We start from the raw sequence: 25,457 nt of genomic DNA, 5'->3' as shown, positions 1-25,457 counted from the left end.
GTCGCGCGGGCGGGAGGGCCCGCCGCGGTCGGAGCCTATATAGGAGGGGGGGTCCGAGGCTGCAACGGGCGCCGCCGGACCAGAATGCAGGAGAAGACGGGATGAGCTCGCCCCTCGATCTGCGCGGCGTGACGATCTGGCCGGGCTTCCTGAGCCGGGCGGAGCAGGAGGCGATGCTGGCCGATCTGCTGACCGTGATGGCGATCGCTCCGCCGATCCGCCCGGTCACCCGGTGGGGCCGGCCGATGAGCGTGGCGATGACCTCCTGCGGCCGTCTGGGCTGGGTCTCGGACCGGCGCGGCTATCGCTACGAACCGCACCACCCGGAGACGGGCCGGCCCTGGCCGGCGATCCCCGACAGCCTGCAGGCCGTCTGGCATGCCCTCGCCCCGGCCGCGCGCGAACCCGAATCGGCGCTGGTCAATCTCTACCGCGAGGGTGCGCGGATGGGGCTGCATCAGGATCGCGACGAGGCGGATCTGACCCAGCCCGTCGTCTCCATCTCGCTCGGCGATGCGGCGCTGTTCCGCGTCGGGGGAACCGCGCGGGGTGGGCCGACCGCCTCCATCTGGCTGCATTCGGGCGATGTCTGCGTGATCGGGGGGGCAGCGCGGCTTGCCTTCCACGGGATCGACCGGATCCGGGCGGGCTCCTCGGATCTCCTGCCGGGGGGCGGGCGGATCAACGTCACTTTGCGGGTGGTGACCTGAGCCCCGGCGATGCCGGGGACCGCTCCTGCCCCGCCCTGCGCTGCCGCTTCGGGCCTTCGTCGCTTGCGCCAGTCCCCCGGACTGGCGCCTCCCCTCGCTGACGCTCGGGGACCGCTCCTCAGCCCAGCGCGTAGCCGATGCCGCGGACGGTGCGGATGGGGTCCTCCTCGCCCTCGAGGATCAGCGCCTTGCGCAGACGGCCGACATGGACATCCACCGTCCGCGGATCGATCTCGGCCTCCCGCCCCCAGACGCGGTCGAGCAGCTGATCGCGGGTCCAGACCCGCCCCGGTCGCTCGAGAAGGGTGGACAGCAGGCGGAACTCGGTCGGCCCCAGATGGATGGACCGGCCGGCCCGTGTCACGCGATGCGTCTCGGCATCGAGCGTGAGATCCCCCCATTCGAGCCTCTCGCCCGCGCTGGCCGGGCGGACGCGGCGGAGCTGGGCCCGCAGGCGGGCGATCAGCTCGGCCACGGCATAGGGCTTGACCACGTAATCGTCGGCCCCCCCTTCCAGCCCGCGGATGCGGTCGGCTTCTTCGGCCCGGGCCGACAGCATGATGACGGGCAGGCTCCGCGTCGGCGCGCGCGCGCGCAGCCGCCGGCAGATCTCGATCCCCGACGGGCCGGGCAGCATCCAGTCGAGCAGGACGACATCGGGCGGATCGAGGGCAAGCGCCTCGAGCGCCTCCTCGCCGCTTGCCGCTTCAGTCACGCGGAAGCCTTCGGCCGCGAGGTTCCAGGCCAGAAGCTCGCGCTGGGCAGGCTCGTCCTCCACCAGAAGGACATGCGGGGCGAAGGGCGAGGGCTCTCTCATGGCGCGCGGGACCCGCCGGAGGGATCGCCGGACAGCGCGGCGGTCAGGTCGTCGGGCGCGCCCACATAGGCGGTGCGGTCGCCTTTCGGACGGTCCTCGCGCGGCCGTTCGCCGGTGACCAGATAGATCACCTGTTCGGCCATGTTGGTGACGATGTCCCCCATCCGCTCGGTGTTCTTGGCGATGAAATGCAGATGCATCATCGGCGTGATGGTGCGCGGATCCTCCATCATGAAGGTCAGCAGCTCGCGGAACAGGGCGTTGTACATCTGGTCGAGCGCCTCATCGCGCAGCAGCACGTCGCGGGCCATGGCCTCGTCGCGGCGCACGAAGGCATCGAGCGTGTCGCGCAGCATCTCGCCCACTTCGCGCGCCATGCGCCCGAGGCTGGCCTCGACCCCCCAGGCCGGCAGCGAGGCGAGGACGGTCACCCGCTTGGCGACGTTCTTGGCATAGTCGCCCATCCGTTCGAGGCTGTTGGCCAGCCGCAGCGCCGTCAGCAGGATGCGCAGGTCGCTGGCCATCGGTGCCCGCAGCGCGATGATGCGCGCCACCTCGTCGACGATCTGCTGCTCGAGCGCGTCGATGGCGCGGTCGCCGCGGCGGATCCGGTCGGCGGTCTCTGCATCGCGCCGCGCCAGCGCCTCGGCGCCGTGGCGGATCGCCTCCTCGACAAGGCCGCCCATCTTGAGGACATGCGCCTGCAGCGTCTCGAGATCGCGGTCATAGGCCTTGAGGGTATGGGGCTCGTTCATCGGGGGAACTCCTCGGCCGATCCGGTCCGGGATGCCGGATCCGGTCTGTTTGTCCTGGAACGGGTGAAGATCTCCGGCCTGCCGACCCGCTCCGCGCGCGGTCGGGGCAGGGCTCTGCCGGACCTGGCCCGGGGGGCGGTGGCAGGGGGGCGACCGGCCCGGCCGGATCCCCGGACCGGGCCCCCGTTCCTGCGGGGCCGGGCCGGACGGATGCCCGCACGGAAGACGAGGGCTGTCAGGGCATTCGTCATCGGCTCTCCTCGAGTCCTCTCCCCAGGGTGGCGCGGCTGCGGCCTGCCGTCCACCTCAGCACCCCGGCTAGGGCGTTTCAATGAGGCTTCTGCAACGGTTTCGTGACAGTGCGATGACGGTTGCGGCGATGACCCGCCGCGGCGAGCCGTCTCAGCGCGCCATGAGCTGCTGCGCCAGCGCCGCAAGGGGATGCGTGCCATGGGCGGCCAGGAAGGCCTCCCAGGCGCTGCGGCTGCCGGCCAGACGCGCGGCATCGAAGGCCTCGATGACAGCGGCATCCGCCGGGGCGAGGGCGGCGGCCGTCCCCGGCGGGTCGGGCTGGCGGCGTGCCTCGAGCCGGGCAAGCGCCTCGTCGCGATAGGGGCTGTCCGGCTCTCGCGCGAGGAAGAGGATCAGGGCAGCGCTGCTGCCGGCGGCCGAAGCCTCATCAAAGGCCCGACGGGCCGATTCGTCCGGGCTGTATTGCGGCGGAGGCAGGACCGGGGGAGCAGACATGCCGGGGTTCCCTGGGATGGAGGCCGACGAGGGAGCGGCAGGACCGCCCGTCTGCCTCCCGATCTCTCCTGCGGCGAGGGTGCAGCCCGGCAGGAGGACGGCCAGGACGAATCCACGCAACCGCATCGGACGGGCCTCCGGCATCTGCGGGCACTGCGCCACGCCCGCCATCTAGGACTGTCCGGGGTGACATGACAACTCTCCCGTTGCCGCTGGGTCAAGAAAAGTTTACCATTGGGCCATTTCGTGTCTCTTTCTTTTTGATCTCCGGACGGAGCTTTTCCATGGCCCATGATCTGACTGCATTTCTCGGCGAGACGGCCGAGCTGAACGAGGAGCCTCCGTTCCCGGAGATCCCGGAGGAGCCAGGGGACGAACCGCGGGACACCCCGATCGGCGATGCGGTCGAGGGCGGCCTTGGGGAAGAGTCTGGTCTGAACGCCGAACGGGCGGCGACGGTGGCCGCCGGCGCCGATGCCGCTCTGACAGACCGCCTGTCCGACATCGCCGTCGAGGGCTTCGTCTCCCTCTCTCCGTTTCCGCTGCCGGTGGGAGGGCTCGGCCCCGTCTTCGCCCTGCCCGAGGCCACGACTGGCGTGACCGGCACGGTCGCCCCCGTGGCGGACTGCGGCTGCCCCTTCTGCGCCACGCTCAGCGATCCGACGGCCACGCCCGTCGGCAGCGACGGGCCGCAGCACAACGGGTCGGGCGCCACCGCGACCTCGGTCGCGGCCTCGGGCAATCAGGGCATCGACGGGCTGCTGAGCGCGGTGCGCTGGAACAACACGCTGATCACCTATTCCGACCCCGATTCCCGGAGCGACTACCAGGCGAGCCATCCCGAGGCCTTCACCAATTTCTCGCAGGTCACGGCCCAGCAGATGATCGCGGTGCATTTCGCGCTCAACAGCGCGATCTACACGCAGCCTTCCGGGGCGGCCGGCTTCGGCGTCGAGGGCTTCACGAATCTCGCCATCGATTATGCCGGCAGCGGCGTGGGCACGGGGACGATCCGCGTCGCCAACACATCGGATCCCAACACCGTCGGTGCAGCGGCCTATGCCTATTACCCCAGCAGCGGCGTGGCCGGCGGCGATGCCTTCTTCGGCGTGGGCTACCGCTCGCCCGTGGCGGGCAACTTCGACTGGTTCGCGGTGCTCCACGAGCTTGGCCACAGTCTCGGGCTCAAGCACGGGCACGAGACGAATGTTTATGGCGCGATGCCGTCCCATCTGCTCGGGCAGGAATTCTCGGTGATGCCCTACCGGTCCTATGTGGGCAGCTCGGGCTTCGCGAACGAGACCTGGGGCTTTGCCCAGACCTTCATGATGTACGACATCGCCGCGCTGCAATACATGTACGGCGCCGACTACACGACCAACTCGGGCAACACCGTCTATACCTGGAGCCCGACGACGGGGCAGACCCTCGTCAACGGGAACGTGGCCATCAACCCCGGCGCCAACCGCATCTTCGCGACGATCTGGGACGGCGGCGGCATCGACACCTACGATCTGTCGAACTACACGACAGACCTCACGCTCGATCTCAATCCCGGGGGCTGGTCCACCTTCTCGAGCACCCAGCTGGCCTATCTGGGCAACGGCAACTATGCGCGCGGCAACATCGCCAATGCGCTGCTCTTCAACGGCGACCTGCGCTCCATCATCGAGAACGCGATCGGCGGGTCGGGCCACGACACCATTTACGGCAATCAGGTCGCCAACACGCTGACCGGCAATGGCGGCGACGACACGCTCTACGGCCACTCGGGCGAGGACGTTCTCTACGGCGGGGCCGGCAACGACAGCTTCGACGGCGGGCTGTTCGTGGACCAGATCTACGGGGGCGCCGGCGACGACATCGTCTCGATCTTCGGGAGCAACTTCATCGACGACATCTTCGGCGGGATCGGCGTCGATACCCTGAGCATGTCGGGCTACACTTGGGCCGCCGTCAACGTGAACCTCGACGCGGGCACCTACACGACCGGCGGGGCCGAAGGGGCGCAGACGATCCTCGGCGTGGAAACCGTCATCGGCACGAGCCTCAACGACACGATGACGGGAACCTGGGGCACCCAGACCTTCTACGGCGGGGCCGGGAACGACACCTTCATCTCGCTCGCCGGGCGCTACTACGACGCGGTCTATGGGGGCACGGGCACCGACACGCTGAGCCACGCCGCCGACTCGACCGCGGGCTCGACCTTCGACTTCCTGAACCAGATCATGATCACGAGCTTCGCCAACAGCCCGACGCTCGCGATGCAGTCGATCGAGATCTTCTACGACAGCTCAGGCGGCAACGAGATCATCTCGGCCGGCAACGGCAACACGCTCTACGGCGGCGGCGGCGACGATGTCATGCGCGCGCGCTTCGGGGCGGAGACATTCTACGGCGGCGCGGGCTGGGACATCCTCGACCTGAGCTTCGGGAACGTGCAGTACATCTTTGACATGGCCACGGGCGTGCCCTCCAACTGGAGCACGATCGAGCGGTTCGAGGGCTTCGAGGAGGTCTGGACCGGTGGCGCCAACGACACGATCTGGGGCACGGCCGGCGCCAACATCATCCGCACCGGCGGCGGCGACGACATCCTCTATGGCGGGGGCGGGCGCGACACCCTTTATGGCGGGGACGGCAGCGACCTGATGGTCTATGTCTCGGGCGAGTCCTACGACGACTTCTACGGCGGCGCGGGCATCGACCTGGTCATCCTCCAGACGTTCGCCTTCGATCCGTTCATCGTCGATCTCGCTGCCGGCACCTACTCCAACGGCACGGCCTTCAGCGCGGCGATCGTGGGCGTCGAGAATCTCGAGACAGGGGACAATGGCGACACGATCACGGGAAGTCGCCGGGCCAACACCATCGTGGCGAACGGAGGGGACGACAGCGTCTTCGGCTTCGGCGGCGCGGACATGATCCTGGGCGGGGACGGCAACGACATCCTGGAAGGCGGCACGGCGCGGGACATACTGTACGGAGAGGCGCACAGTGACAGCCTTTATGGCGGCTCGAATAACGACACCCTTTATGGCGGGGCCGATGACGACCTGCTGGATGGCGGGGCCGGGGCGGACATGATGTATGGAGGCCTCGGCGACGACACCTACTACGTCAACAATGGCGGCGACCGCGTTTTCGAAAGTGCGGGCGGGGGCACCGATTCGATCTATGCCTGGGTCAGCTACAGTCTCAGCGCCCTGTCGCCGGATGTGGAGCACCTGACCCTGCTCGGTGCGGTGTCGATCAACGGTGTCGGCAATGCGCTCGACAACATGATCACCGGCAACGGGGCGGACAACCGGCTCAACGGGCTTGACGGCAACGACGTGCTGAGCGGCGGTGCCGGCAACGACACACTCAACGGCGGCAACGGTGACGACAGCCTCAGCGGCGAAAACGGCAATGACGAGCTGCTTGGCGGGACGGGGCACGACGTGCTGCATGGCGGCGCCGGCGATGACTCGATCGACGGGGGCAGCGGCAACGACATCCTGACCGGTGCGGCCGGCAACGACACGCTGCGGGGCGGCTCGAATTCGGACACCTTCGTCTTCTCGGGCAATTTCGGCATCGACGAGATCCTCGACTTCTCGATCTCCGATCCCTTCGAGAAGATCGATCTCTCGGGCGTGGCCGCCATCACGAGCTTTGCCGATCTGGTCAGCAACCATCTCACCCAGGGGGCCTCGGGGGCCGTGATCACCGCCAATGCCAACACCATCACGCTGGTCGGCATCCTGGCGTCGAACCTCACGGCCAACGAGTTCATCTTCTGAACCCTGCCGGTGCCGTCCGTGCAGCAGCGGTCCCCCGTCCTGCGGGGGACCGTTTTCCGTGGACCGCATCGTGGACCTCTGCGACAGGCCCGTCTAGAACGCTTCACGACCTGTCCAGACCGGGGGAGCCGCCTTGAAGATCCTCGCCATGATTCCTGCCCGCATGGGCAGCCAGCGCCTGCCGAAGAAGAACCTCGCCCCGATCGCGGGCGCGCCGCTGATCGTCCATGCCATCCGCAAGGCGCAGGCGGCAGGCGCCTTCGACGAGGTCTGGGTCAATTCCGAACATCCCGATTTCGCCCCCATCGCCGAGGCCGAGGGTGCGCGCTTCCATCGCCGCCCCGAGGAGCTGGGCTCCAACGAGGCCACGAGCGAGGAATTCGTCACCGAATTCCTGCGCGCCCATGACTGCGACTGGGTCGTGCAGGTCCATTCCATCGCGCCGCTGCTGACGGTTGCCGATCTGCGCGCCTTCCTCGAGATCGTGAAGCGGGACGAGCATGACGCGGTGATGAGCGTCGTGGACGAGAATCTCGAATGCCTCTACCGGGGCCAGCCGGTGAACTTCACCTTCGCGAGGAAGCAGAACAGCCAGGATCTGGAGCCGGTGCGCCGCATCGTCTGGGCGGTGACGGCCTGGCGCCGTGCGACCTTCCTCGAGGCGGCCGAGCGCGGGGCCTGTGCGACCTATGCCGGGCGCATCGGGCTGGCCTCCGTGGGCCGCATGGCCGGGCATGTCATCAAGACGCAGGAGGATCTGGACATCGCCGCGGCGCTCTGGCCCGTGGTGCATGGAGCCTGATCGGCTGTCAGGCCGGGCGATATGTGGCCTGCCCCCGGGGGCAGGCGACAGGACAGGACGGAACCGCAGGACAGGGGGTGGATGATGGCGCAGGTGCTGGTGAGCAACATCATGATGCTGAAGGAGCGGGACCGCTTCGACGCCGCGCTGCGCGCCATGGGTCACGAGCCCCTCTGGGCGCCGGATCGCGTGACCTATGGCCAGTTCATGGACGAAGGCCAGTGCCTGGCCTTCGCCGGCGAAGTGGATGGCTGGCTGGCCGGCGACGACCGCATCACCCGGGACGTGCTGTCCGCCTTCCTGCCCCGTCTGCGGGTGATCGCCAAATGGGGCACGGGGCTCGACAGCATCGACCGGGCAGCGGCGGCCGAACTGGGCGTGCCGGTCCTGAACTCGCCCGGCGCCTTCGCCGATGCGGTGGCCGAGGTGGCGATCGGCCTGATCCTGATGCTGCGCCGGCATCTGGCCGCGATCGACCGGGCGATCCGCGCCGGCGCCTGGCCCAAGCCCCAAGGCGTGGAGCTGCGCGGCGCCACGCTCGGCATGATCGGCCTGGGGGCGATCGGCGGCCGCATCGCCGAGCTGGGACGGGCCTTCGGCATGGAGGTCATCCATCATGACCCCTTCGTGGCCGGCTCCGTGCCGCCGCTCGATCTGGCGGCGCGGGCGGATGTGGTCTGCCTCGCCTGTGCCCTCACGCCCGAGAACCGGCATATCGTCGATGCGCGCTTCCTCGCCGCGATGCGCAGGGGGGCGATCCTTGTCAATGTCGCGCGCGGGCCGCTGGTGGACGAAGCCGCGCTCGTGGCGGCGCTGGAGTCGGGCCATCTGGGCGGGGCGGGGCTCGATGTCTTCGAGGAGGAGCCGCTTCCGGCCTCCAGCCCGCTGCGCCGCCTAGACAATGTCGTGCTGAGCAGCCACAATGCCAACAACGGCCTGCGCGCTGTCGAGGCGGTTCATGCCAACACGCTGCGCAATCTGGCGTCCGTGCTGGGGTGACCGGGGACCGGCCGGTCCCCGGAGTGCCCTGTGGCGCCCCATGTCACAAGAGCCGCTCTTCATCGCCGGGGGCTGATGCCAGGTCGCAACGGGATGGCCTGCTCTCCTTCTTCCGAACTTCCACTCCTGCGAGGCCCATGCTCATCATCGACCGCAAGATCGTCATCGTCCATCTGCGCAAGGCCGGAGGCACCTCCTTCTGCCGGGGGCTGATCGACCTGCTGCCGCCCCGGCGGGTGGAGTTCTACGGCTATACCCGGGAGGGCGAGGCGCGCAGCCAGGCGGGGGCGCGGGCGGGCGGGCTGTGGAAACATGCCAAGGCGCGCGAGATCCTGGCCCTGACCGGTCTGCGAAAGGATCGCACCCGGGTGTATCTGGTCTCGCTGCGGCCCTATCCCGAACGGGTTGCCTCCTTCTATTTCTACTGTCAGCGCCATCACCGGAAGAACAGCGCCAAATATCCCTGGATCGACGGGATGTCCTTCTCTGCCTATCTGCGCAGCCCGTATGTCAATGAGGATACGGTGCCGGATTTCGCCTTGGGCGCGGATGGGGCTCTCCTCGTGGATGAATTCGTCCCTTACGACCGTCTTGAGCAGACCTATCGCGACCTGTGCGCCGAGCTGGGCTTTCCGAATCAGAGCCTGCCTCGTCTGAACGCCAATCCCGATCAGGAACAGGATTACCTGTCCTGCTATTCGGCAGAGGACATGACCGTCCTGCGCAAGCGTTTTGCCGCCGAGGAAGAGTTTCTGCGGCGGCTGAGGGCGGAAGGCCGGCTGCACCGGGCCGCTCCGGATCCGTCGCCAGCCACATGATCACGGAAAATCACGGGAAAGGCCGATGCTCCTGTTCGATGACAGCTATGACGACCTGCGGCGCATCCTGGCGCATCCCGATCATCTGGTGATCTTCTTCCATGCCCACAAGACGGCCGGCACGACGGTGGAAAAGGCCCTGATCGCGCATTACGGCACAAGGGCCATCCCCTGTCACAACCCCGCCGATCGCAAGGCGGCCCTGGCCCGTCTCGAAGGGCGATCGCGGCCTGCCGGACGGCTTGTGGTCTACGGCCATGATGCCGTCTTCCTGCAGGACGATCTGGGCAGGCTGGGTTACCGCGCGGGGGAGAATCTCTTCCGCTTCACCTTCCTGCGGCATCCCCTGGACCGGCTGGAGAGCTGGCATGCCTTCCGCAGGCTCCGCGATCCCGCCGTCACCGACAGCATCGCCGAATTCGCCCAGCATTATCGGAAATACAGTCTTGTCCGCCATTTCCGCATCGAGGCCGAGGTCGTGGACTGGATGCGGGAGGGGATCGACTTCGTCGGCCTCTGCGAGGATTTCGAACGCTCGGCTGCCCTGCTGTTCCAGCTTCTGGACATGCCGGCCCCGGAGGTGAAGTCCTACAATGTCAACAGGGGCGAAAAGGAGCGCCTGCCGCTTGCCGATCTGCCCCAGTTCCTCCACCGCTACCGGCGCGAGACGGCGATGTACGAGATCGCCCGCGCCGCTCTCCTCCGCGCCTGCGAGGCGCATCTGACGCGCCAGCCGGTCGATGCCCGCGTGATCGGCTCCTTCGCCAAGGTGACACGGACGAACCGGTCCCTCGAGGCCAACAACGATGCCCATTCCCTCTATCTGACCGGCATCGAGCTGCTCGAGGAGGATCCCGGCCGCGCCCAGGCCTTCTTCGAGAAGGCCCTGCGCCGCAACATCCGCTTCGCCAAGCGGATCGCCGCCGCCCTCCGCGGGCGCGACGATGCGATGCTGGCCGCCCTGCATGGCAGGTTTGCGTCAGAGGCCCTCGATCCCGAGGAACGGCAGCACGTCGCACTCCTGTCATGAGGTGGTGACAGGTCCGGGGACAGTTCCCGGGCTGCCCAATCGGCAGGCATTCGCGCAGAGGGTTGGCAGAGTAGGCAGGGCATCGCCGTTTCTGATGTTGCCGCCACGTGAGGCGGCTGTTACCAACAGCGCAGGTTGTTCATCTTTTTTATGAAATCTTTCGAATCGACCAGTTTGGAGGGCGCGATCATGATCCGCTTCGGCATCATCGGCTATGGCAAGATGGGGCAGACGCGGCACCAGGCGGTGCTGCGGAACGGAACGGGAGAGGTTGTCGCCATCCATGGCTTTCCGGGCGATCCGGTGCCAGAGGCGCTTGCCGTCGCCTCGCCGGAGGCGATCCTGCACGATCCGTCCATCGATGCCGTGCATGTCTGCACCGTCAATGCCTTCAACAAGGATCTGACCATCGCCGCGCTGAAGGCCGGCAAGCATGTCTTCTGCGAGAAGCCCCCCGCCTTCAACGCCGCCGAGATGCGCGAGGTGCGCGCCGTCGAGGCCAGGGCGGGGCGTGTCCTGATGTATGGCTTCAACCATCGCCATCACGGGGCCGCGGTGCGCATGAAGGAGATCGTCGAAGGCGGGGAATTCGGCCGCGTGCTGTGGATGCGGGGCCGCTATGGCAAGTCGGTGGACGAGAACTACCTGTCCACTTGGCGGGCGGATCCCGTACTGGCGGGCGGGGGCATCCTGATCGACCAGGGCATCCACATGCTCGACCTGTTCCTGCATCTGGGCGGGGATTTCGACGAGGTGCAGGCGATGGTCTCGCATCTCTACTGGAATACCCCGGGCATCGAGGACAACGTCTTTGCCCAGTTCCGCAATTCGCGCACGGGCTGTGTCGCCTCGCTGCATTCCACGATGATCCAGTGGCGCCATCTCTTCGCCCTCGAGGTGTTCATGGAGCGCGGCTACATGGTGCTCAACGGTCTCAAGACGGGATCGGGCACCTATGGGGCCGAACAGCTTGTCGTGGCGCGCAACCGCTCCGTGGCGCCGGCTGCGACATGGGAACAGGAATCCTCCCAGACCTGGGATGCCGACGAGAGCTGGGACCGCGAGGCCCTGGCCTTCGCCGGCTGGATCCGGACCGGCCGGCCCGGCCCTGCGGCAGGCGATTCGCTCGGCGCACTGCGGGTGATGGAGCTGATCGACCGCATCTATGCGACCGAACGGCATACGGCTCCGCGGCTCTACAAGCGCCTCAATGCCGAAGCCGACCAGCTCGAAGGCGTCTGACACGCCACCTGCCGGGAGTTCCATCGTGGCCGAAGATGCCTTCCTCGATCCCTATTTCGCCGAATATCGCCGTCTCCTTGTCGATGACGGGGTCAAGGCCCGTATCCGGGCCTTTGCCGACATCGCGCTCGGTGTCCGCCAGGCGGGCGCGAAGATGATGTTCGCCGGCAACGGGGCCTCGGCCTCGATCGCCGAGCATGGGGCCGTCGATTTCACGAAGCAGGGCCGGGTGCGCGGCGTGACCTTCCACGACCCCAACCTGATGACCTGCTTTGCCAATGATTTCGGCTATGATCACTGGATGGCCAAGGCCATCGAGCATTATGCCGATCCGGGGGATGTGGCGGTGCTGATCTCCACCTCGGGCCGCTCGCCCTCGGTGGTCCATGCCGCCCATGCGGCGCGGAAGATGGGTCTGCGTGTCGTCTCCTTCACCGGGCGCGATGCGGACAACCCCCTGCGCGCCGCCTCGGACCTGGATTTCTGGGTCCCCTCGCATGCCTACAATGTCGTGGAGAACCTGCACGCGATCTGGCTGACCGCGACCATCGATCTCGTGATCGGCAAGGCCGAATACGAAACGCGGGCCGTGGTGACTTCGTGATGGGGATCTATCTGCGTCGCGAGCGCAGCCCCCTGAAACCCCTCCGCCTGTCCGAGGCGGAGCGGCCCGCCTCGCTCGAGGCGGCCTATGCCGGACAGGCGGCGCTGCAACGGGCCGAGCCGGATCGCTGGGGCGGCTGGAAACTGGGCGGCACCAATGCCGCCAGCCGCGCCGCCTTTGGCGTGGAGCGTCTCTATTACGGGGCGCTGGAGCGGGACGAGATCCTGCACAGGCCCGCCCGCGCCCCGGGCTTTCCCCTGGCCGAGCTGAAGGGCGAGGCAGAGATCGCCCTGCGCCTGGCCCCGGATCTGTGCGGCGCGGATGCCTGGTGCGTCGCACTCGAGATGCCGTCCTCTCCGCTCGAGGGGCTGCCGGGAATCGGGGTCGCGGCGCTGGTGGCCGATCGCTGTGCGGCGGGGGCGCTGATCCTCGGCCCCCTGCAGGAGGGGCCGCCCCCCGCCGATGGCCGGCTCGGCCAGGAGGTCGACGGAGAGCTTCTGACCGAGGGGCGCATCGCCGATCTGTCGGCGCCGCCCGCCGATCTTCTGGCGGAATTCCTGGCTCTGGCCCGTGCGCATGGGCAACCCCTGGCGCCCGGCCAATGGGTCGCCACCGGCGGCATCACGGCCTGCCTGCCCTATCGGCCCGGCTCCCGGCTGCGCCTGCTGTTCGATGGGCAGCCGGTGCTCGAGCTGCGGATCACGATGGAGACGACCGGCCCATGATGCTGCAGGCGGACGAGGTGTCGCTGCTCGCGGCGCTGGGCGGCGTGCTGCGCGAGGCAGGCGCGCGGGCCGTGCGACCCTCACATGTGCAGGCCAAGGCGCATCAGGACTGGGTGACGGATGTGGACCTGGCCGTGGATGCCTTCCTGGCCGAGGCGCTCGGCCGTCTCCTGCCCGGCGTGCCGGTGCTGAGCGAGGAGCGTGCGGCGCAGGAAGAGGGCCCCTGCGAGGCTTGGTGGGTCGTCGATCCGATCGACGGCACGGGCAACCTGATCGCCGGCCTGCCCCTTTTCGGCATCAGCGTCGCCCTGGTGGATGCCGAAGGGCCGCGGCTGGCCGCGGTGCTCGGGCTGCCTGGGGGGGGTCTCCATGCGGCGCGCCGGGGGGCGGCGCCTGGCGGGACGGACAGCCCCTGCGCCTGCCCGGAACGCCCGCGGACGCTTGTGGGGCTTTCGACGGGCCTGATCGAATAGACGACTGATGGCGACCCCGGATGCCGGGACCCGCTGGAAGCGGCTGCGCGAGATCGGCAAGATCCGCAATCTCGGGGCGCAGTCGATCCAGCTCTGCGCCGTGGCCGAGGGGGCGCTGGCGGCGGCGGCCTCGGTCGAGGCGCGGATCTGGGACGAGGCGGCGGCGGGCCTGGTGCTGAAGGAAGCCGGGGCGATCTGGCATTCGGCCGCCGATGCGGCCGACTGGAGCCGCCCCGCGGCGATGATGCGGCTGGGGGCGCAACGCAGCCTCGCCTGTCATCCCGCCTGTGCCGACAGGCTCGGGGCTGCCCTGGAGGGACTTGTGACAGGCCGCTGAGAATGCGGACAGGGCCGGGGATGCGGCGGAAAACACCGGAGGACGGATGAGGATGGGGGTCGCGGATCCGGCCAGGGTAACGGTCTTCACCACCATGCCGCCGGGGGTCTATTCCGGCGGGCGATACCTGTCGCTGATCCTGGCCTATTCGCTGGCCCGGGCCGGGGCGCAGGTGACCTATGTCACCAACAATCGTCCCGTCTTCGACGGCGACTTCGCCCCCTATGAACGGCAATGGCCGGTCCGCAAGGTGGTGGGGAATGATTTCCGTCTGCCCGCGGATCTGCGGTCGGACTGGGTGGTGGTGATCCCCACCGGCAGTTTCGACAGCCGGTTCTACAACGCCGCCCTCGATCATGCCCGCCAGAGCGACGCCCGCATCGCACTGCTGAGCTTCGAGACGCCCAACTGGTACAACGCCCTCTCGCCCTTCCCTCGCTCGCCGATGCCGACCGAATCCTGGCGGCAGGTTGTCGCCCGGGGCGGTCTTGTCGTGACGATCGCGGCCGAAGGGGTGGAACCGGCACGGCAGTATTTCGGCGAAGGCACCCAGGGGGCGAGGCTGGTCTTCGGTCACTGGCATCCGCCCATCAACGATCTGGCCGCCGCGCGGGCAGAGGGGCTGGAGGGCGCGGTCTCCCCCGATCTCCGGCGCCGGGTGACGATGTTCGCGCGCATCGAGGATCCCCACAAGGGCGCCCATGATCTGCTGCGTCTGCCGCCCGACCTGTTCGAGGGGCATCTGCTGAGCCTGATCTTCGGCCGCGGGGTCCCCGCCCCTTATGTCGAGGCGCTGCGGCGGCATTTCGCCCCGGCGCGCGATTTCGCCATCGAGGTCCATTCGCGCATCAGCGACGAGATCAAGTTCCCGCCTTCTCGCGCGTTCGCGGCTGCTGCTCTTTCCGTCCTATTTCGAAGGGTTCGGCTATCCGCCGGTCGAGGCCGCCTGGATGGGGGTGCCCACGGTCTGCTACGACCTGCCCCTGCTGCATGAGGTGGCCGGCCCCGCCCTGCGGCCGGTCCCGATCGGGGATGCCGAGGCCTTCGCCGCCGCCGTCCGCGCGGCGCTGGACGGACCGCCGGGCCCTCCCCTGCCGCGCAGCCTGCTGACCGAGCCGCCCGATACGCTTTCGGCCGGGCGCCGCCTGCTGGAGCTCTTCGCAGAGGCGCAGGATCGCATCGCGACGATCCCGGCCCCGCCCGCTGCGGTGCCGATCCCCCGGACATCGCTGTCCGAGGCGCCGGCCATACGGGCCTTTGCCGGCCGCCATCAGGGCGGGATCCATCTCCTGGATGCTCAGGGCGAGGTGCGGGAGGGCACGCTGCGCCTGCGCGGCCGCATTGCCGGGGCCGCGGCCGAGGACCGGCTCCGCTGCACCCTGGAGGGGGTTAACCTGCCCGAGATGCCGTTGCACCCCCTGCCGGACGGCAGCTGCGCCTTCGAGGTCGAGGGGGTGATCGAGCGATGGCCCGAGGACATGGCGCTTGTCGCCGATTGCGCCCTGCTGCGGGCCCAGGAGCGCAAGGCGATGCCGCTGGGGGGGATCCCCCTGCATCCGGACTGGCCCGCCCTGCTCGAACGGCCGGCCGGATCCCGTCTTGTCGCCGCCTCCCTGCCGGAGGCCGTGTTTGCGGCCGATCCCGTCCGGCTTCTGCAGGCGCCGTTGCAGCTCTCTGCCTTCGCGGAGATGAGCGAGGCCCTGCGGCGGCAGGGCTGGCGGAGCCGCCTGCTGCTGCCGGAGGATGCGCCCGGTCCCGAACGGCTGGCCGATTGGGAACCCGATCTGCTGCCCTGGATGGACCGGGTGGAGAGGCTGCCCCGCGAGGCGATCCCGTCGCGGCTGGCCGAGGCGGGCGAAACCTCGCTCGCCATCCTGGGATGCGGGATGGACCTGCCGCAGGGCCGGCGGGGCCTCCAGCTTCTCCTGCATGACGGGGCGGGCGGGCCGGCGGAGGAAGGCCCGGTCCTTCTGGCGGCCGCTCTGCCGCCCGGACAGAGAGAGGTCGTGCCCGATGCCCGTCTGGCCCGCCGCTCGCTCCTGGCTGCGCAGGCGGGGGCGGTCATCCTGCTTCTGCCGGACCGGGTGATCGAGGAGCTGTCCCCGGATCTGCTGCGGACCCTCGCGGCCGTCGAGCCCTGGACCGACCGGCTGCGGGTGATCCTGCCGCGCCGCCTGTGGGCCGGCGGGTTGCCGCCGGCGCTGGGACAGGCCGGGGCGCTCGAGATCCTCTCCGAGGCGGAACTGGCCCGGCTGCTGTCCGCGGCGGGTGCCGCGGCGGGGCTGGCCCTCGGAGCGGGGGACCAGGCAGGCCGCCTTCTGCTGAGGGCTCTCGGATGGCCCCTCCTGCAGGAGGGCAGCGAGACCCTGGACGCGGATCTGAGGGCGGCCCTGCGGCCGCCGGCACCGCCGGAGGGCAGCCTTGCGGCCTTGCTGGCCGGGCTGCTGCCGCCGGCCCGTCCGCTGCGTCTGCTCGACCGGATCGCCCTCGATCGGGGACGCCGGGAGCCCCGGGAAACCGTGCCGGTCCGTCCGGTGCGGATCGGTGCAGGAGAGGTTGTCAGCCTCAGCAATACCCTGCCGGTGCCGGCGGGTCTGCTGGTCTCGGGCTGGAGGGATCGCGATCTCTATGGCGCCCGCATGGGCCAGGAGGCTGCCCTGCTGAGCTTCGGCCTTCAGGATGAGGCCCCCCTGCCGGCCGGCTCCATGATCGAGCTGCTGCTGCGTCTCAGCGGACAGCCGGAGCCCGATCTGGCCCTCCGGGTGCTGCTGAACGGGCAGACCCTCGGGCGGATCGCAAGCATCCCTGCCGGCGTCTCCAGCCATGTGCTGCCTGTCCCCCGGCATGCCTGGCGGCCGGGGGAGCGGCAGATCCTGGTGCTGACGCCGGAGCAGCCGCGGCCTGCGGACTCCCAAACCGGCGTCACGCTCATGGCCCTTTTCCTGAAAGGGCCTTCCTCGGCCGCGCCGGCCTTGCCGCTTCCGTCCGGGGCGGCTGCAGCCCAACCGCGGGCCCCCCTCGCCCCACCGCATCTGTGGATCGAGAGCGACAGACTGTCCTGCCGCTTCGGGCAGGGCGCGGAGACCGGCTTTGCCTATCCCCTGGCCGGCTGGTCGGCGCCCGAACCGGACTGGGTCTGGTCGGATGGGGCGATGGCGGCCCTGGGCTTCCAGCCCGCCCTGGCCGGCAATGCCATCCTCCTGCGCTTCGAAGGACAGGCCTTCCTGCCCGCCGGCGAAACCGCCCCCCGGTTCCAGCGGGTCAGGCTGCGATCGGGGGCGGTGCCCCTCGGTCTGGCGGTCCTGAGACGGGGGGCGGCCGCCTTCACGGCGATTCTCCCCGCAAGTCTGACCCGGCGGGGCCTCGATCATCTCCTGCTGGAATTCCCGGATGCCTGCCGTCCTGCCGATCACGGCATGGGGCCGGATTCCCGACAACTCGGGCTGGCGCTGCGCAGCCTCTCCGCGAGGTCCCTGACGCATTGCCTCGCGCGGTCCGAGGCCCCGCCCGAGGGGATCCGGTCCTGGATGATCGACCTGCCGGAGGGGGCCCGCGCCCTGCGGATCCTGGGATCGGGGCCGGTGCCCGCGGGACTGCAGATCGGGGCCCCGGACGGGGCCACCCTGGTGGCGCCGGTCGCCGATGACGACGGACGATGGGAGGCCTGGCTGCCCCTGGAAGAGGATGGCCCCGCCCGGGAGACGGCGACGGTCGCCCTGCTGGGGCCAGCCGTCCGGCTGCGTGGCGTGGAGATCTGGTCCGATGGCGAGCAGGCCGCAGGGCCGGCCCACCGGCGTCTTGTGCTCTTCACCGAGCCGTGGATCGGGGCGGAGGAAGACATCGCAGCCCTGCTGGAGCACTGGCAGATGGCGGCCCGCCTGGCGGCGGACAACGCGCCCCTGCCCCTGCCCGCCCGCTATGCCTTCACCAGCAGCGGCGCCCCGAATGGCGGGCAGGCGCTTCTGGCCGAGGGCTGGTCCCAGCCCGAGCCGATCGGCTGCTGGAGCGACGGGCCCGGGGCGCGCCTGGTGCTGCCGGCCCCGATCGGCGGTCAGGCGCTGGCCCTTGTCGATCTGTCGGCCTTCGTGCCGGCGGGCCTGCCGGAACAGAGGGTTCTGCTCGCCCTGGACGGGGAGCCGGCCCTGACCTTGCGGATCGGCCCGCCCGAGATCGTGGCGCTGATCCTTCCCCAGGGTAGCCGGAGCATTGCCTTCTCCCTGCCCGATGCCCTGGCCCCGGCGCAGATCGGCCTGTCGGCGGATGCGCGCCGTCTCGGGATCCTGCTGCGAAGCCTGGACGTGGAGCCGCTGGCAGCCGTCGCGGACCCCCTGGCCGATCCCGGCAGTCTGCTGGCCCTGCCCGCCGGCCTGAGCGCGGAGATCGTCGGCCTGGCCGGCAGCCGGGTGGTCCTGCGCCTGTCGGGGCCGGATCCTGCGCCCTGGGGGCTGACGGCGGACAGGGAGGGGGAGACGCGCCGCATCGTCCATCCCCGTCCGGTGGCCGGCGGTGGCTGGGAGGCCGTCCTTGTCCTTTCCGGTGAGGAGCCGGACCCTCCCGCCATCCGGGTCCTTCCCGAAGCCCTGTCCGACCCCCGGCCCACCCCTGAAGAGGCGCGATCGGCGTGACGACCCTCATCTTCGATACGGCTCTGGCCCTTCCCTTTGGCAGCCCGCGCCAGCGCGCGGCCGAGGCCCTGCGCAGCGCCTTCTCGACCGCAGGCGAGGTGCGCATGGTGACGCTGGATCCCTGGGGCACCGAATGGGCCGACCGCATGCGGATGGCCCTGTCCGATCGCCTCTTCCCGGGGCGGCGGAAACGGGGAGAGGGGACACCGGACTTCTTCGCCTGGCCGCGCCGCATGGCGGCCGGCCGCTTTCCCCCGCCGGCCCAGGCGGAGGGCGAGGCGGATCCCTTCCGGTCCTGGCTGCCCGCCCGCCGCATCGAGAGACTGGCCGCCCTGGCCGAGCGCCTGCGGCCTGCGCGGATCGTCCTGGCCGATCCCCTCCTCGCCCCGCTGGCCAGCCCTCTGCGGTCCGCTGGAGGGGAGATGATCCTCTCCGGGGCCGGTCACGCCGCCTGGCACGAGGAGGCCGCCCGACGGATGCCCGATGCCGGCGGATATCGCTGGCATGCCCGGCTGGCCGGGCTTCTGCACGAGGAGAGCCGCAGAAGCCGGCAAGGGTCGCGGGATCTTCTGGCCTCCGCGGAGGAGATCCCCCTGGTCTTTCCCTTCGACGACGCCTTCCTGAGCAAGGCCCGCTCGGTTGTCGTGCTGTCTACCGGGATCGGCTGGCTCGACGGCATGACCCTCGCCGGATTGCGCGCGGCCCTCGGGACGATGGCGGCGCGCGGCGTGCCTGCCCCCGAAATCGTGCTGATCGGCTTTCCGCCCGATCTGGCACAGATGCTGCCCGATGCGCTCGTCCAGCCGCACTGGACCCATCTGGCCGGGCTGATCGGGGGGGCACGGGCGCTCTGGCTGCCCTGGCTCACCCCCGATCTGATGCGCGTCGCGCTGGCGGCGCTGGCGCTGGGGACGCCGGTCCTCGTCCATCCGCGCGATGCGGCGCTGTGGCGGATCGAGGGGCAGGAGGGTCTCCTGCCGGTCCGCACGGAGATGCTTGCATTGGTCCTGGCCCATCTCCTCGATCCGGCGGCCCTCGGAACCGAGGATTATCGCCGGATCGCGGAAGAGGCCCAGGGCGTCATCGAGGCGCAGCGTCGCCGCGCGGCCGAACGGCTGGGCCTTGCCGCGATCCCTGCCGCCGCGCCTCCCCGCCCCCGCCGCGTTCCGGTCCTTCTGGGCGAACCGGCCGTGCTGTGGAACCCTCTCACGCATCTCGTGCTCGCACGGATGCAGATCAGGGGATCGGCGGGGATCGAGGAGGTCCGGCTGCTCGATGCCGAGGGCCGCGAGCTCTACCGGCTGGTTCCGAACGACCAGCAGCGGCGCCAGCGCATCATCGCCCTGGAAGGCGGCCTCATCGCCAGCCCCACGGAACTGCAGGGCGGTCTGCGCATCGCGCTGCATGGCGCCGAGGGGGTCCTGACCGAGTATTTCGTGCCCTCCGAACGCTTCCTCCCGCTCGAGGCCGAGATCGCCATGCTGCATCGCGATGGCGCGATCCTGCACGGCGCCTTCTGGGCAAGAGGCGGCGATCCCTCGTCCTGGGCGATCGGATGGAGCGGATTCCAGATGGGTCTGTCCCAGGCCGAACACCGGCCCATGCCGGATATCGGCGGTGTGGCGGTCTCCTTCTCGGTGCCGCTGCCTCTGACAACGCGCAGCGAACTGTCCCTGTGGCAGCGGCGCGCCACCAGCCGCTTCGCCTCCGCCGAATCCGTCCATCAGCGTGTCCTGCCCGTGGCCCCTCTGCTGGCCGCGCCGACCGCCCCGCCCCCGGATCCGCTGCAGAAGCTCCAGGACATCCATCGGGGCCGCCGCGGCTGGATCGTGGGCAACGGCCCCTCGGTGCGGCTCGAGGATCTCGCGGCGATCCCTGCCGATGACGTGGTGTTCTGCTTCGTGTTCTGCTTCAACCGCTTCCATCTCAGCTATGACAGCCACCCCCTGCGGGAGGATTATGTCGTCTCGGCCGATACGCTCATGATCCGCGATTTCGGGCAGGAGATGATCGACCGCTCGGCCGGGCTGGCGCTGTTCTGCCAGCCCCTTTCGGTCATGCCGCCCCTGAAGGGGCCCTATGTCCATCTGCCGCCGGGGGACAATCCGCTGCCGCTCTTCTCGCGGCATCCGGGCCAGTATGTCTCGGTCGGGGGGTCCTCGGTCTTCGTGGCCCTGCAGATGGCGCACTGGATGGGCATCCGCGATGTCGCCCTCTACGGCATCGACTATTCCTTCTCCATGACGCTGCGGCGCGATCCCCGCTATCCCTTCCCCGTCTCCTTCGAGGAGGGCAACCACTTCATCGCCGCCTACCGCGAAGCCAGACCCTGGTGCCCGCCCACCTGGCGCGACATCTCGAGCGGTTTCCTGAATGCCCGGGTGGCCTTCGAGACGACGGGCGGGCGGATCGTCAATGCCACCCGGGGCGGGCGGCTCGAGATCTTCCCGCGCCGCGATTTCGACGAACTCATCCGTGAAAGGGCAGGTTGACGCCTGCCGTCCTGCCCGGCAAGGGCCGCATGCAGGACATGGGGCAGCGGGGAGGCCACCCTTGTGACGGCACGGTTCGGACGGCTCTACCGGCGCTATGCGCAGCGGCATCTGGCGATCAGCCTCCGGGGGCCGCTGCTGCAGGACGCCGGCGGGCGCCCTCTGGGCCGGGTCGAGAGGGTGAGCCTGTCCGAAGGTCGCCTCATCGTCGAAGGACAGGCACAGGCCGATCTCGTCACGCTCGAACTCGGCGGGCGCCGCAACGCCGTCCATCCACGGGTCCGGGGGGGGGACTGCCGGCGTTCCGCCTCGATCTGCCCTTCCTGCCCGGCGAAGCCATCCTCGATCTCGCCCTCGGGGAGGAGAGCTGCCGCTTCACCCTGCCCACGCCTGCGGCCCCGCGCCTGGCCCTGGCCCGGGTCCTGCTTCTGCCCGGCTTCCTCTGGCGCGCCATGAAGGCGGCGCCGGCGGCCCTGCGCTGGCTGCGCATGCGCGACAGCGGTGCCCGCGAGCGCGTCAAGCGCGTGCTGGGATTGGGCCCGCCCGGCCGGGATCTGGTCATCGATCCGGCCTGCCTGCCCGATCCTGAGCAGCACGCAGGGCCTGCCGTCCCGCCCTCCGGCAGGGACGACCGGACCGATCAGCCCGTCCTGATCGTCATGCCGGTCTACGGGGCCTTCGACCTGCTGACCGAAGCGCTTGATCGCGTGGAACGCCATTCCGACAGGCCCTGGCATCTGCTGCTGGTCGAGGATGCCTCGCCCGATCCGCGCATCCGCCCCTTCCTGCGCGCGCGGGTGGCCGCCTGGGGCCCGTCGCGGGCGACGCTGATCGAGAACGAGACGAATCTCGGCTTCATCGGGGCGGTGAACCGCGGCCTGGCCCTGGCGCGCGAGCGGGATCCCCAGGCGCCGGTCGTGCTGCTCAATACCGATGCGCTGGTGCCCGAAGGGTGGCTCTCGCGCCTTGTGGCGCCGCTCGCCGATCCCACGGCGGCCACCGTCACGCCGATGTCGAACGATGCCGAGCTGATGTCCGTCCCGACGATCTGCCGGCCCATGGCGCTGCAGCCGGGCGAAGCCGATGCGGTGGATGCACTGGCCCGGCGATTGCCGGCGCAGAGCGATCTGCCCGAGGCCCCCACCGGCGTCGGCTTCTGCATGGCGATCGCGCCCCGCTTTCTCGCACAGGCGGGGGGGTTCGATCCCGTCTTCGGCCGCGGCTATGGCGAGGAGGTGGACTGGTGCCAGCGGGTCGCGGCGATGGGGGGGCGGCATCTCTGCCAGACGGGTCTGTTTGTCGAACATCGCGGCGGCGCCTCCTTCGGGGCCGCAGAGAAGACAGCCCTGCTGCGGCGCAATGGCCAGATCGTCTCGGCCCGCCATCCCGCCTTCGACGGCGAGGTGCAGCGCTTCATCGGCGAGGATCCTCTCGTCACCGAACGGCTGGCCCTGGGGCTGGCCTGGGCGGCGGCGCGGGCGGGGGACAGACCGGTGCCGGTCTTCCTCGCCCATGCCCTCGGGGGGGGCGCCGGTCACGACCTGAGCCGCCGCGTGGCCGCTGCGGTGCAGTCGCTGGGTGCGGCCGTTGTCCTGCGGGTGGGGACGGCGGCCCGCTGGCGGATCGAGCTGCATGTCCCGGGCGGCAGCACCGCTGCCGGCACCGACGAGGCCGCCACGGCGCTGCGCCTGCTGTCGGTCCTGCCGCGTCGCCGCGTCGTCTATGCCTGCGGGGTGGGCGATCCGGATCCGATCGAGATCCCGGCCCTGCTGCTTGCCCTGGCCGAGGGCGAGGGGCAGCGGCTGGAGGTCCTGTTCCACGACTATTTCCCCGTCAGCCCTGCCTATACGCTGCTCGGGGCCGATGGGGTCTGGCGCGGCGTGCCGATGCCGGGGCGGGAGAGGGACGGGCACAGCACGATGCGCCCCGATGGCCGCCTGGTGGATCTTGCCGCATGGCAGAGGGAATGGGGCCGGCTGATCGCCGCCGCCGACGCGATTGTCGTGTTCTCCGGCTCGAGCCGGGAGATCGTCACCCAGGTCTGGCCCGAGGCGGCCGGGCGCATCCGGCTGCACCCGCATGCCCCGCTCGTGGATCTGCCCCGTCTGCCGCCGCCCTCTCCCATGGCGCGGCCCGTCATCGGGGTGCTCGGCAATATCGGCGAGCACAAGGGGGCGGGCGTCCTTGCGGCGCTGAGCCGACAGCTTGCGCGGGACGGGGCGCGGGGAATCGGCCTCGTGGTGCTGGGGGATCTCGATCCGGCCTTCCGCCTGCGGCGGCCGGCGCGCGTGCATGGGGGCTATGTCCAGACCGAGATCCCGGATCTGGTGCGTCGCTACGGGATCACGCACTGGCTGATCCCCTCGGTCTGGCCCGAGACCTTCTCCTTCACCACGCATGAGGCGCTGGCCACCGGCCTGCCGGTCATCGCCTTCGATCTGGGGGCCCAGGGCGAAGCGGTCCGCAGGGCCCAGGCCCGGGGCGAGGCGGCCTGCGTCCTTCCCCTGCCGGCCACGCCGGAGGAGGCCGCGGCCGCGATCCTCGGGGCGCTCCGGCCGGCGGGCGGCTGAGGGGGCGGACGCCCGTCAGACCCGGACGGCCCGCGCGATCTGTTCGCCCACGCCGAAGACCCGCCTGTAACGGGCGACCTCCTCGGGCGGGCCCATGGCCTTTTCGGGATTGTCCGAAAGCTTCACCGTCGGGCGCCCCTCCGCGGCCACCGCCTTGCAGACCAGCGAGAAGGGCGCCAGCGCATCCCCCGGCACCAGGCCGGAGAAATCATTGGTCAGCAGCGTGCCCCAGCCGAAGGTCAGCCGCACCCGTCCCGCGAATCGGGCGTGCAGGGCTTCGATCTCGGGCACATCGAGCCCGTCGGAGAAGACGAGCAGCTTTTCGCGCGGGTCCTGTCCATGGGCCTGCCACCAGCGGAGGGCGAGTTCGGCATTCTCCACCGGATCGCCCGAATCGATGCGGATGCCTGTCCACTCGGCCAGCCAGTCCGGCGCATTCTCCAGAAAGCCCTTCGTGCCGTAGGTATCGGGCAGGATGACGCGCAGATTGCCCTCATGCTCCTCCTGCCAGTCGGCCAGCACCTCATAGGGCGCGCGGCGGAGGGCCTCGTCATCCGGGGCGAGGGCGGCGCGCACCATGGGCAGCTCATGGGCATTGGTGCCGATGGCCTCCAGATCGCGCTTCTTGGCGATCAGGCAGTTGGAGGTGCCGATGAACTTCTCTCCCAGGGCCTCGATCATGGCCTGCACGCACCAGTCCTGCCACAGATAGCCATGGCGCCGCCGGGTGCCGAAATCGGCCAGGCGCAGCCCCTCGATGCGGCGCAGCCTCTCGCCCTTCTCCCAGACGCGGGTCATTGCCCGGGCATAGAGGATCTGCAGGGCGAAACGTCCCATCCCCTTGAGCACCGCGCGCGAACGCAGCTCCATGATGATCGCCAGGGCGGGGATCTCCCACAGCATGACCTCGGGCCAGGGTCCCTCGAAGGTCAGGCGGTACTGGTCGCCCTGCCGTTCCAGATGATAGGGCGGCAGTTGCAGCCCTTCGAGCCATTCCATGAAGTCGGGGCGGAACATCTGCCGCTTGCCGTAGAAGGTGTTGCCGCGCAGCCAGGTCGATTCCCCCCGGCTGAGGCGCAGGCTGCGCACATGGTCGAGCTGTTCGCGCAGCTCGCCTTCGTCCACCAGCCGCGCCAGCGGCACATGGCGCGAGCGGTTGATCAGCTCGAAGGTGACGCGGGTCTGGGGGTGGCTGCGCCGCACCGACTGGCACATCAGCAGCTTGTAGAAATCCGTGTCCAGAAGGGACCGGACGATGGGATCGATCTTCCAGGTATGGTTCCAGACCCGGGTCGCAAGGTCGATCATGCCACCCGGACCCCGGCTTCGGCCCAGGCGGCGCGGGCCGCCGCCAGCGATCCGTCCAGATCGATGGGCCGCGTCAGGCGTTCCTGCACCGTCACCGCAAAGCCGAGCCGCGCCGCATCGAGGGCGGAGAAGCTCACGCAGTAGTCGGTGGCCAGCCCCACCAGCGTCAGCCGCCCGAGGCCCCTTTCGCGCAGATAGCCGGCCAGGCCGGTGGGCGTCCTGCGGTCGTTCTCGAAGAAGGCGGAATAGCTGTCCACCTCCCGCCGGAAGCCCTTGCGCAGGATCAGGTCGGCATCGGTGCGCAGGCGGGGATGGAAGGCCGCGCCGGGCGTGCCCTGCACGCAGTGATCGGGCCAGAGGGTCTGTTCGCCATAGGGCATGCGGGTGGTGGAGAAGGGTTCGGCCCCATGGCTCGAGGCGAAGGAGGAATGCCCTGCCGGGTGCCAGTCCTGCGTGAGAACGACGGCGGGGAACTCCTCCCAGAGCCGGTTGATGCCCTCCACGATGGCATCGCCGTCGGCCACCGCCAGGGCGCCGCCGGGGCAGAAGTCGTTCTGGACATCGATGACGATCAGGGCTTCGTCGGCTGCGCGCATCGGATTCCCCCTTCCCCGG

At 69.8% G+C, this 25,457-nt stretch carries 21 protein-coding genes; 16 read left to right on the top strand and 5 right to left on the bottom strand.

Translation table 11 applies throughout. The features are described from left to right. Positions 1-101 precede the first annotated feature (101 nt). Positions 102-710 carry an alpha-ketoglutarate-dependent dioxygenase AlkB gene (locus RUTHE_RS09940; RefSeq protein ID WP_021098266.1) on the top strand — a complete coding sequence of 203 codons (609 nt, stop codon included), beginning with the start codon at positions 102-104 and terminating at the stop codon, positions 708-710. Between the two features lie 118 nt (positions 711-828). On the opposite strand, the gene phoB is transcribed toward RUTHE_RS09940, so the two are convergent. The 3 genes from phoB to RUTHE_RS09925 form a co-directional block, all read right to left on the bottom strand. Continuing rightward, a complete protein-coding gene (gene phoB, locus RUTHE_RS09935; protein ID WP_021098265.1) occupies positions 829-1,527 on the bottom strand; it encodes a phosphate regulon transcriptional regulator PhoB in 699 nt (232 codons plus the stop codon). Continuing rightward, positions 1,524-2,282 carry a phosphate signaling complex protein PhoU gene (gene phoU, locus RUTHE_RS09930; RefSeq protein WP_021098264.1) on the bottom strand — a complete coding sequence of 253 codons (759 nt, stop codon included), beginning with the start codon at positions 2,280-2,282 and terminating at the stop codon, positions 1,524-1,526. Before phoU ends, phoB begins: the two co-directional genes overlap by 4 nt. Before the next feature lie 402 nt (positions 2,283-2,684). Next, the gene (locus RUTHE_RS09925) at positions 2,685-3,029 is read right to left on the bottom strand and encodes a hypothetical protein (protein ID WP_144079655.1); all 345 of its coding nucleotides are present in this window, start codon (positions 3,027-3,029) and stop codon (positions 2,685-2,687) included. A gap of 284 nt (positions 3,030-3,313) precedes the next feature. Between RUTHE_RS09925 and RUTHE_RS15505 the strand changes: the two genes are divergently transcribed. The 15 genes from RUTHE_RS15505 (at position 3,314) to RUTHE_RS09855 (ending at position 23,534) form a co-directional block, all read left to right on the top strand. Next, a complete protein-coding gene (locus RUTHE_RS15505; RefSeq protein ID WP_021098261.1) occupies positions 3,314-6,817 on the top strand; it encodes a M10 family metallopeptidase in 3,504 nt (1,167 codons plus the stop codon). Positions 6,818-6,950: 133 nt separating this feature from the next. Then, positions 6,951-7,619, top strand: a complete 669-nt coding sequence (locus RUTHE_RS09915; RefSeq protein ID WP_021098260.1) for an acylneuraminate cytidylyltransferase family protein — start codon at positions 6,951-6,953, stop codon at positions 7,617-7,619. 81 nt (positions 7,620-7,700) lie between these two features. Continuing rightward, positions 7,701-8,618 (top strand): phosphoglycerate dehydrogenase, encoded by a 918-nt coding sequence (locus RUTHE_RS09910; protein ID WP_021098259.1) that lies wholly within the window; start codon positions 7,701-7,703, stop codon positions 8,616-8,618. 137 nt (positions 8,619-8,755) lie between these two features. After that, on the top strand, positions 8,756-9,436 hold the full coding sequence (locus RUTHE_RS09905) for a hypothetical protein (protein ID WP_021098258.1): 681 nt from the start codon (positions 8,756-8,758) through the stop codon (positions 9,434-9,436). A 25-nt stretch (positions 9,437-9,461) separates the two neighbouring features. After that, positions 9,462-10,466, top strand: a complete 1,005-nt coding sequence (locus tag RUTHE_RS09900) for a sulfotransferase family 2 domain-containing protein (protein ID WP_021098257.1) — start codon at positions 9,462-9,464, stop codon at positions 10,464-10,466. Positions 10,467-10,655: 189 nt separating this feature from the next. After that, positions 10,656-11,708 (top strand): Gfo/Idh/MocA family protein, encoded by a 1,053-nt coding sequence (locus tag RUTHE_RS09895; RefSeq protein ID WP_021098256.1) that lies wholly within the window; start codon positions 10,656-10,658, stop codon positions 11,706-11,708. A 25-nt stretch (positions 11,709-11,733) separates the two neighbouring features. Next, positions 11,734-12,312, top strand: coding sequence for a D-sedoheptulose-7-phosphate isomerase (locus RUTHE_RS09890; protein ID WP_021098255.1), 579 nt, complete (start codon positions 11,734-11,736; stop codon positions 12,310-12,312). Then, complete coding sequence (locus RUTHE_RS16675) at positions 12,312-13,037, top strand: 2-keto-4-pentenoate hydratase (protein ID WP_021098254.1); 726 nt, start codon at positions 12,312-12,314, stop codon at positions 13,035-13,037. The genes RUTHE_RS09890 and RUTHE_RS16675 overlap by 1 nt, the downstream gene beginning before the upstream one ends. Beyond that, positions 13,034-13,510, top strand: coding sequence for an inositol monophosphatase family protein (locus RUTHE_RS15500; protein WP_021098253.1), 477 nt, complete (start codon positions 13,034-13,036; stop codon positions 13,508-13,510). Before RUTHE_RS16675 ends, RUTHE_RS15500 begins: the two co-directional genes overlap by 4 nt. A gap of 7 nt (positions 13,511-13,517) precedes the next feature. After that, positions 13,518-13,847, top strand: a complete 330-nt coding sequence (locus RUTHE_RS09875) for an inositol monophosphatase family protein (RefSeq protein WP_021098252.1) — start codon at positions 13,518-13,520, stop codon at positions 13,845-13,847. 52 nt (positions 13,848-13,899) lie between these two features. Then, positions 13,900-14,841 carry a hypothetical protein gene (locus tag RUTHE_RS17580; protein ID WP_021098251.1) on the top strand — a complete coding sequence of 314 codons (942 nt, stop codon included), beginning with the start codon at positions 13,900-13,902 and terminating at the stop codon, positions 14,839-14,841. After that, the gene (locus RUTHE_RS09865; RefSeq protein ID WP_245542228.1) at positions 14,738-18,472 is read left to right on the top strand and encodes a hypothetical protein; all 3,735 of its coding nucleotides are present in this window, start codon (positions 14,738-14,740) and stop codon (positions 18,470-18,472) included. The genes RUTHE_RS17580 and RUTHE_RS09865 overlap by 104 nt, the downstream gene beginning before the upstream one ends. After that, positions 18,469-20,964: a motility associated factor glycosyltransferase family protein gene (locus RUTHE_RS09860; RefSeq protein ID WP_021098249.1), complete on the top strand. Its 2,496-nt coding sequence runs from the start codon at positions 18,469-18,471 to the stop codon at positions 20,962-20,964. Before RUTHE_RS09865 ends, RUTHE_RS09860 begins: the two co-directional genes overlap by 4 nt. Positions 20,965-21,027: 63 nt before the next feature. Then, positions 21,028-21,420, top strand: coding sequence for a hypothetical protein (locus RUTHE_RS17050; RefSeq protein WP_211217746.1), 393 nt, complete (start codon positions 21,028-21,030; stop codon positions 21,418-21,420). After that, complete coding sequence (locus RUTHE_RS09855; RefSeq protein ID WP_021098248.1) at positions 21,417-23,534, top strand: glycosyltransferase family 2 protein; 2,118 nt, start codon at positions 21,417-21,419, stop codon at positions 23,532-23,534. The genes RUTHE_RS17050 and RUTHE_RS09855 overlap by 4 nt, the downstream gene beginning before the upstream one ends. 15 nt (positions 23,535-23,549) lie before the next feature. Here the strand turns inward: RUTHE_RS09855 and pncB are convergent, their stop codons facing one another. Both pncB and pncA read right to left on the bottom strand, forming a co-directional pair. Continuing rightward, a complete protein-coding gene (pncB, locus tag RUTHE_RS09850) occupies positions 23,550-24,839 on the bottom strand; it encodes a nicotinate phosphoribosyltransferase (RefSeq protein ID WP_040645746.1) in 1,290 nt (429 codons plus the stop codon). Continuing rightward, entirely contained in the window at positions 24,839-25,438 is a 600-nt protein-coding gene (gene pncA / locus RUTHE_RS09845) for a bifunctional nicotinamidase/pyrazinamidase (RefSeq protein WP_021098246.1), read from the bottom strand. The genes pncB and pncA overlap by 1 nt, the downstream gene beginning before the upstream one ends. Positions 25,439-25,457: the final 19 nt, after the last annotated feature.

The organism is Rubellimicrobium thermophilum DSM 16684, from assembly GCF_000442315.1.
Classification (GTDB): domain Bacteria; phylum Pseudomonadota; class Alphaproteobacteria; order Rhodobacterales; family Rhodobacteraceae; genus Rubellimicrobium; species Rubellimicrobium thermophilum.
The sequence above is the reverse complement of the archived record's forward strand: the minus strand, read 5'-3'. Positions and strand labels throughout refer to the sequence as shown.

Bases quoted from the DNA above. Each gene is read 5' to 3' on its own strand.
- RUTHE_RS09940 (WP_021098266.1), top strand. From the start codon at position 102: ATGAGCTCGCCCCTCGATCTGCGCGGCGTGACGATCTGGCCGGGCTTC.
- phoB (WP_021098265.1), bottom strand. From the start codon at position 1,527: ATGAGAGAGCCCTCGCCCTTCGCCCCGCATGTCCTTCTGGTGGAGGAC.
- phoU (WP_021098264.1), bottom strand. From the start codon at position 2,282: ATGAACGAGCCCCATACCCTCAAGGCCTATGACCGCGATCTCGAGACG.
- RUTHE_RS09925 (WP_144079655.1), bottom strand. From the start codon at position 3,029: ATGTCTGCTCCCCCGGTCCTGCCTCCGCCGCAATACAGCCCGGACGAA.
- RUTHE_RS15505 (WP_021098261.1), top strand. From the start codon at position 3,314: ATGGCCCATGATCTGACTGCATTTCTCGGCGAGACGGCCGAGCTGAAC.
- RUTHE_RS09910 (WP_021098259.1), top strand. From the start codon at position 7,701: ATGATGGCGCAGGTGCTGGTGAGCAACATCATGATGCTGAAGGAGCGG.
- RUTHE_RS09905 (WP_021098258.1), top strand. From the start codon at position 8,756: ATGCTCATCATCGACCGCAAGATCGTCATCGTCCATCTGCGCAAGGCC.
- RUTHE_RS09900 (WP_021098257.1), top strand. From the start codon at position 9,462: ATGCTCCTGTTCGATGACAGCTATGACGACCTGCGGCGCATCCTGGCG.
- RUTHE_RS09895 (WP_021098256.1), top strand. From the start codon at position 10,656: ATGATCCGCTTCGGCATCATCGGCTATGGCAAGATGGGGCAGACGCGG.
- RUTHE_RS16675 (WP_021098254.1), top strand. From the start codon at position 12,312: ATGGGGATCTATCTGCGTCGCGAGCGCAGCCCCCTGAAACCCCTCCGC.
- RUTHE_RS15500 (WP_021098253.1), top strand. From the start codon at position 13,034: ATGATGCTGCAGGCGGACGAGGTGTCGCTGCTCGCGGCGCTGGGCGGC.
- RUTHE_RS09875 (WP_021098252.1), top strand. From the start codon at position 13,518: ATGGCGACCCCGGATGCCGGGACCCGCTGGAAGCGGCTGCGCGAGATC.
- RUTHE_RS17580 (WP_021098251.1), top strand. From the start codon at position 13,900: ATGGGGGTCGCGGATCCGGCCAGGGTAACGGTCTTCACCACCATGCCG.
- RUTHE_RS09855 (WP_021098248.1), top strand. From the start codon at position 21,417: ATGAAGGCGGCGCCGGCGGCCCTGCGCTGGCTGCGCATGCGCGACAGC.
- pncA (WP_021098246.1), bottom strand. From the start codon at position 25,438: ATGCGCGCAGCCGACGAAGCCCTGATCGTCATCGATGTCCAGAACGAC.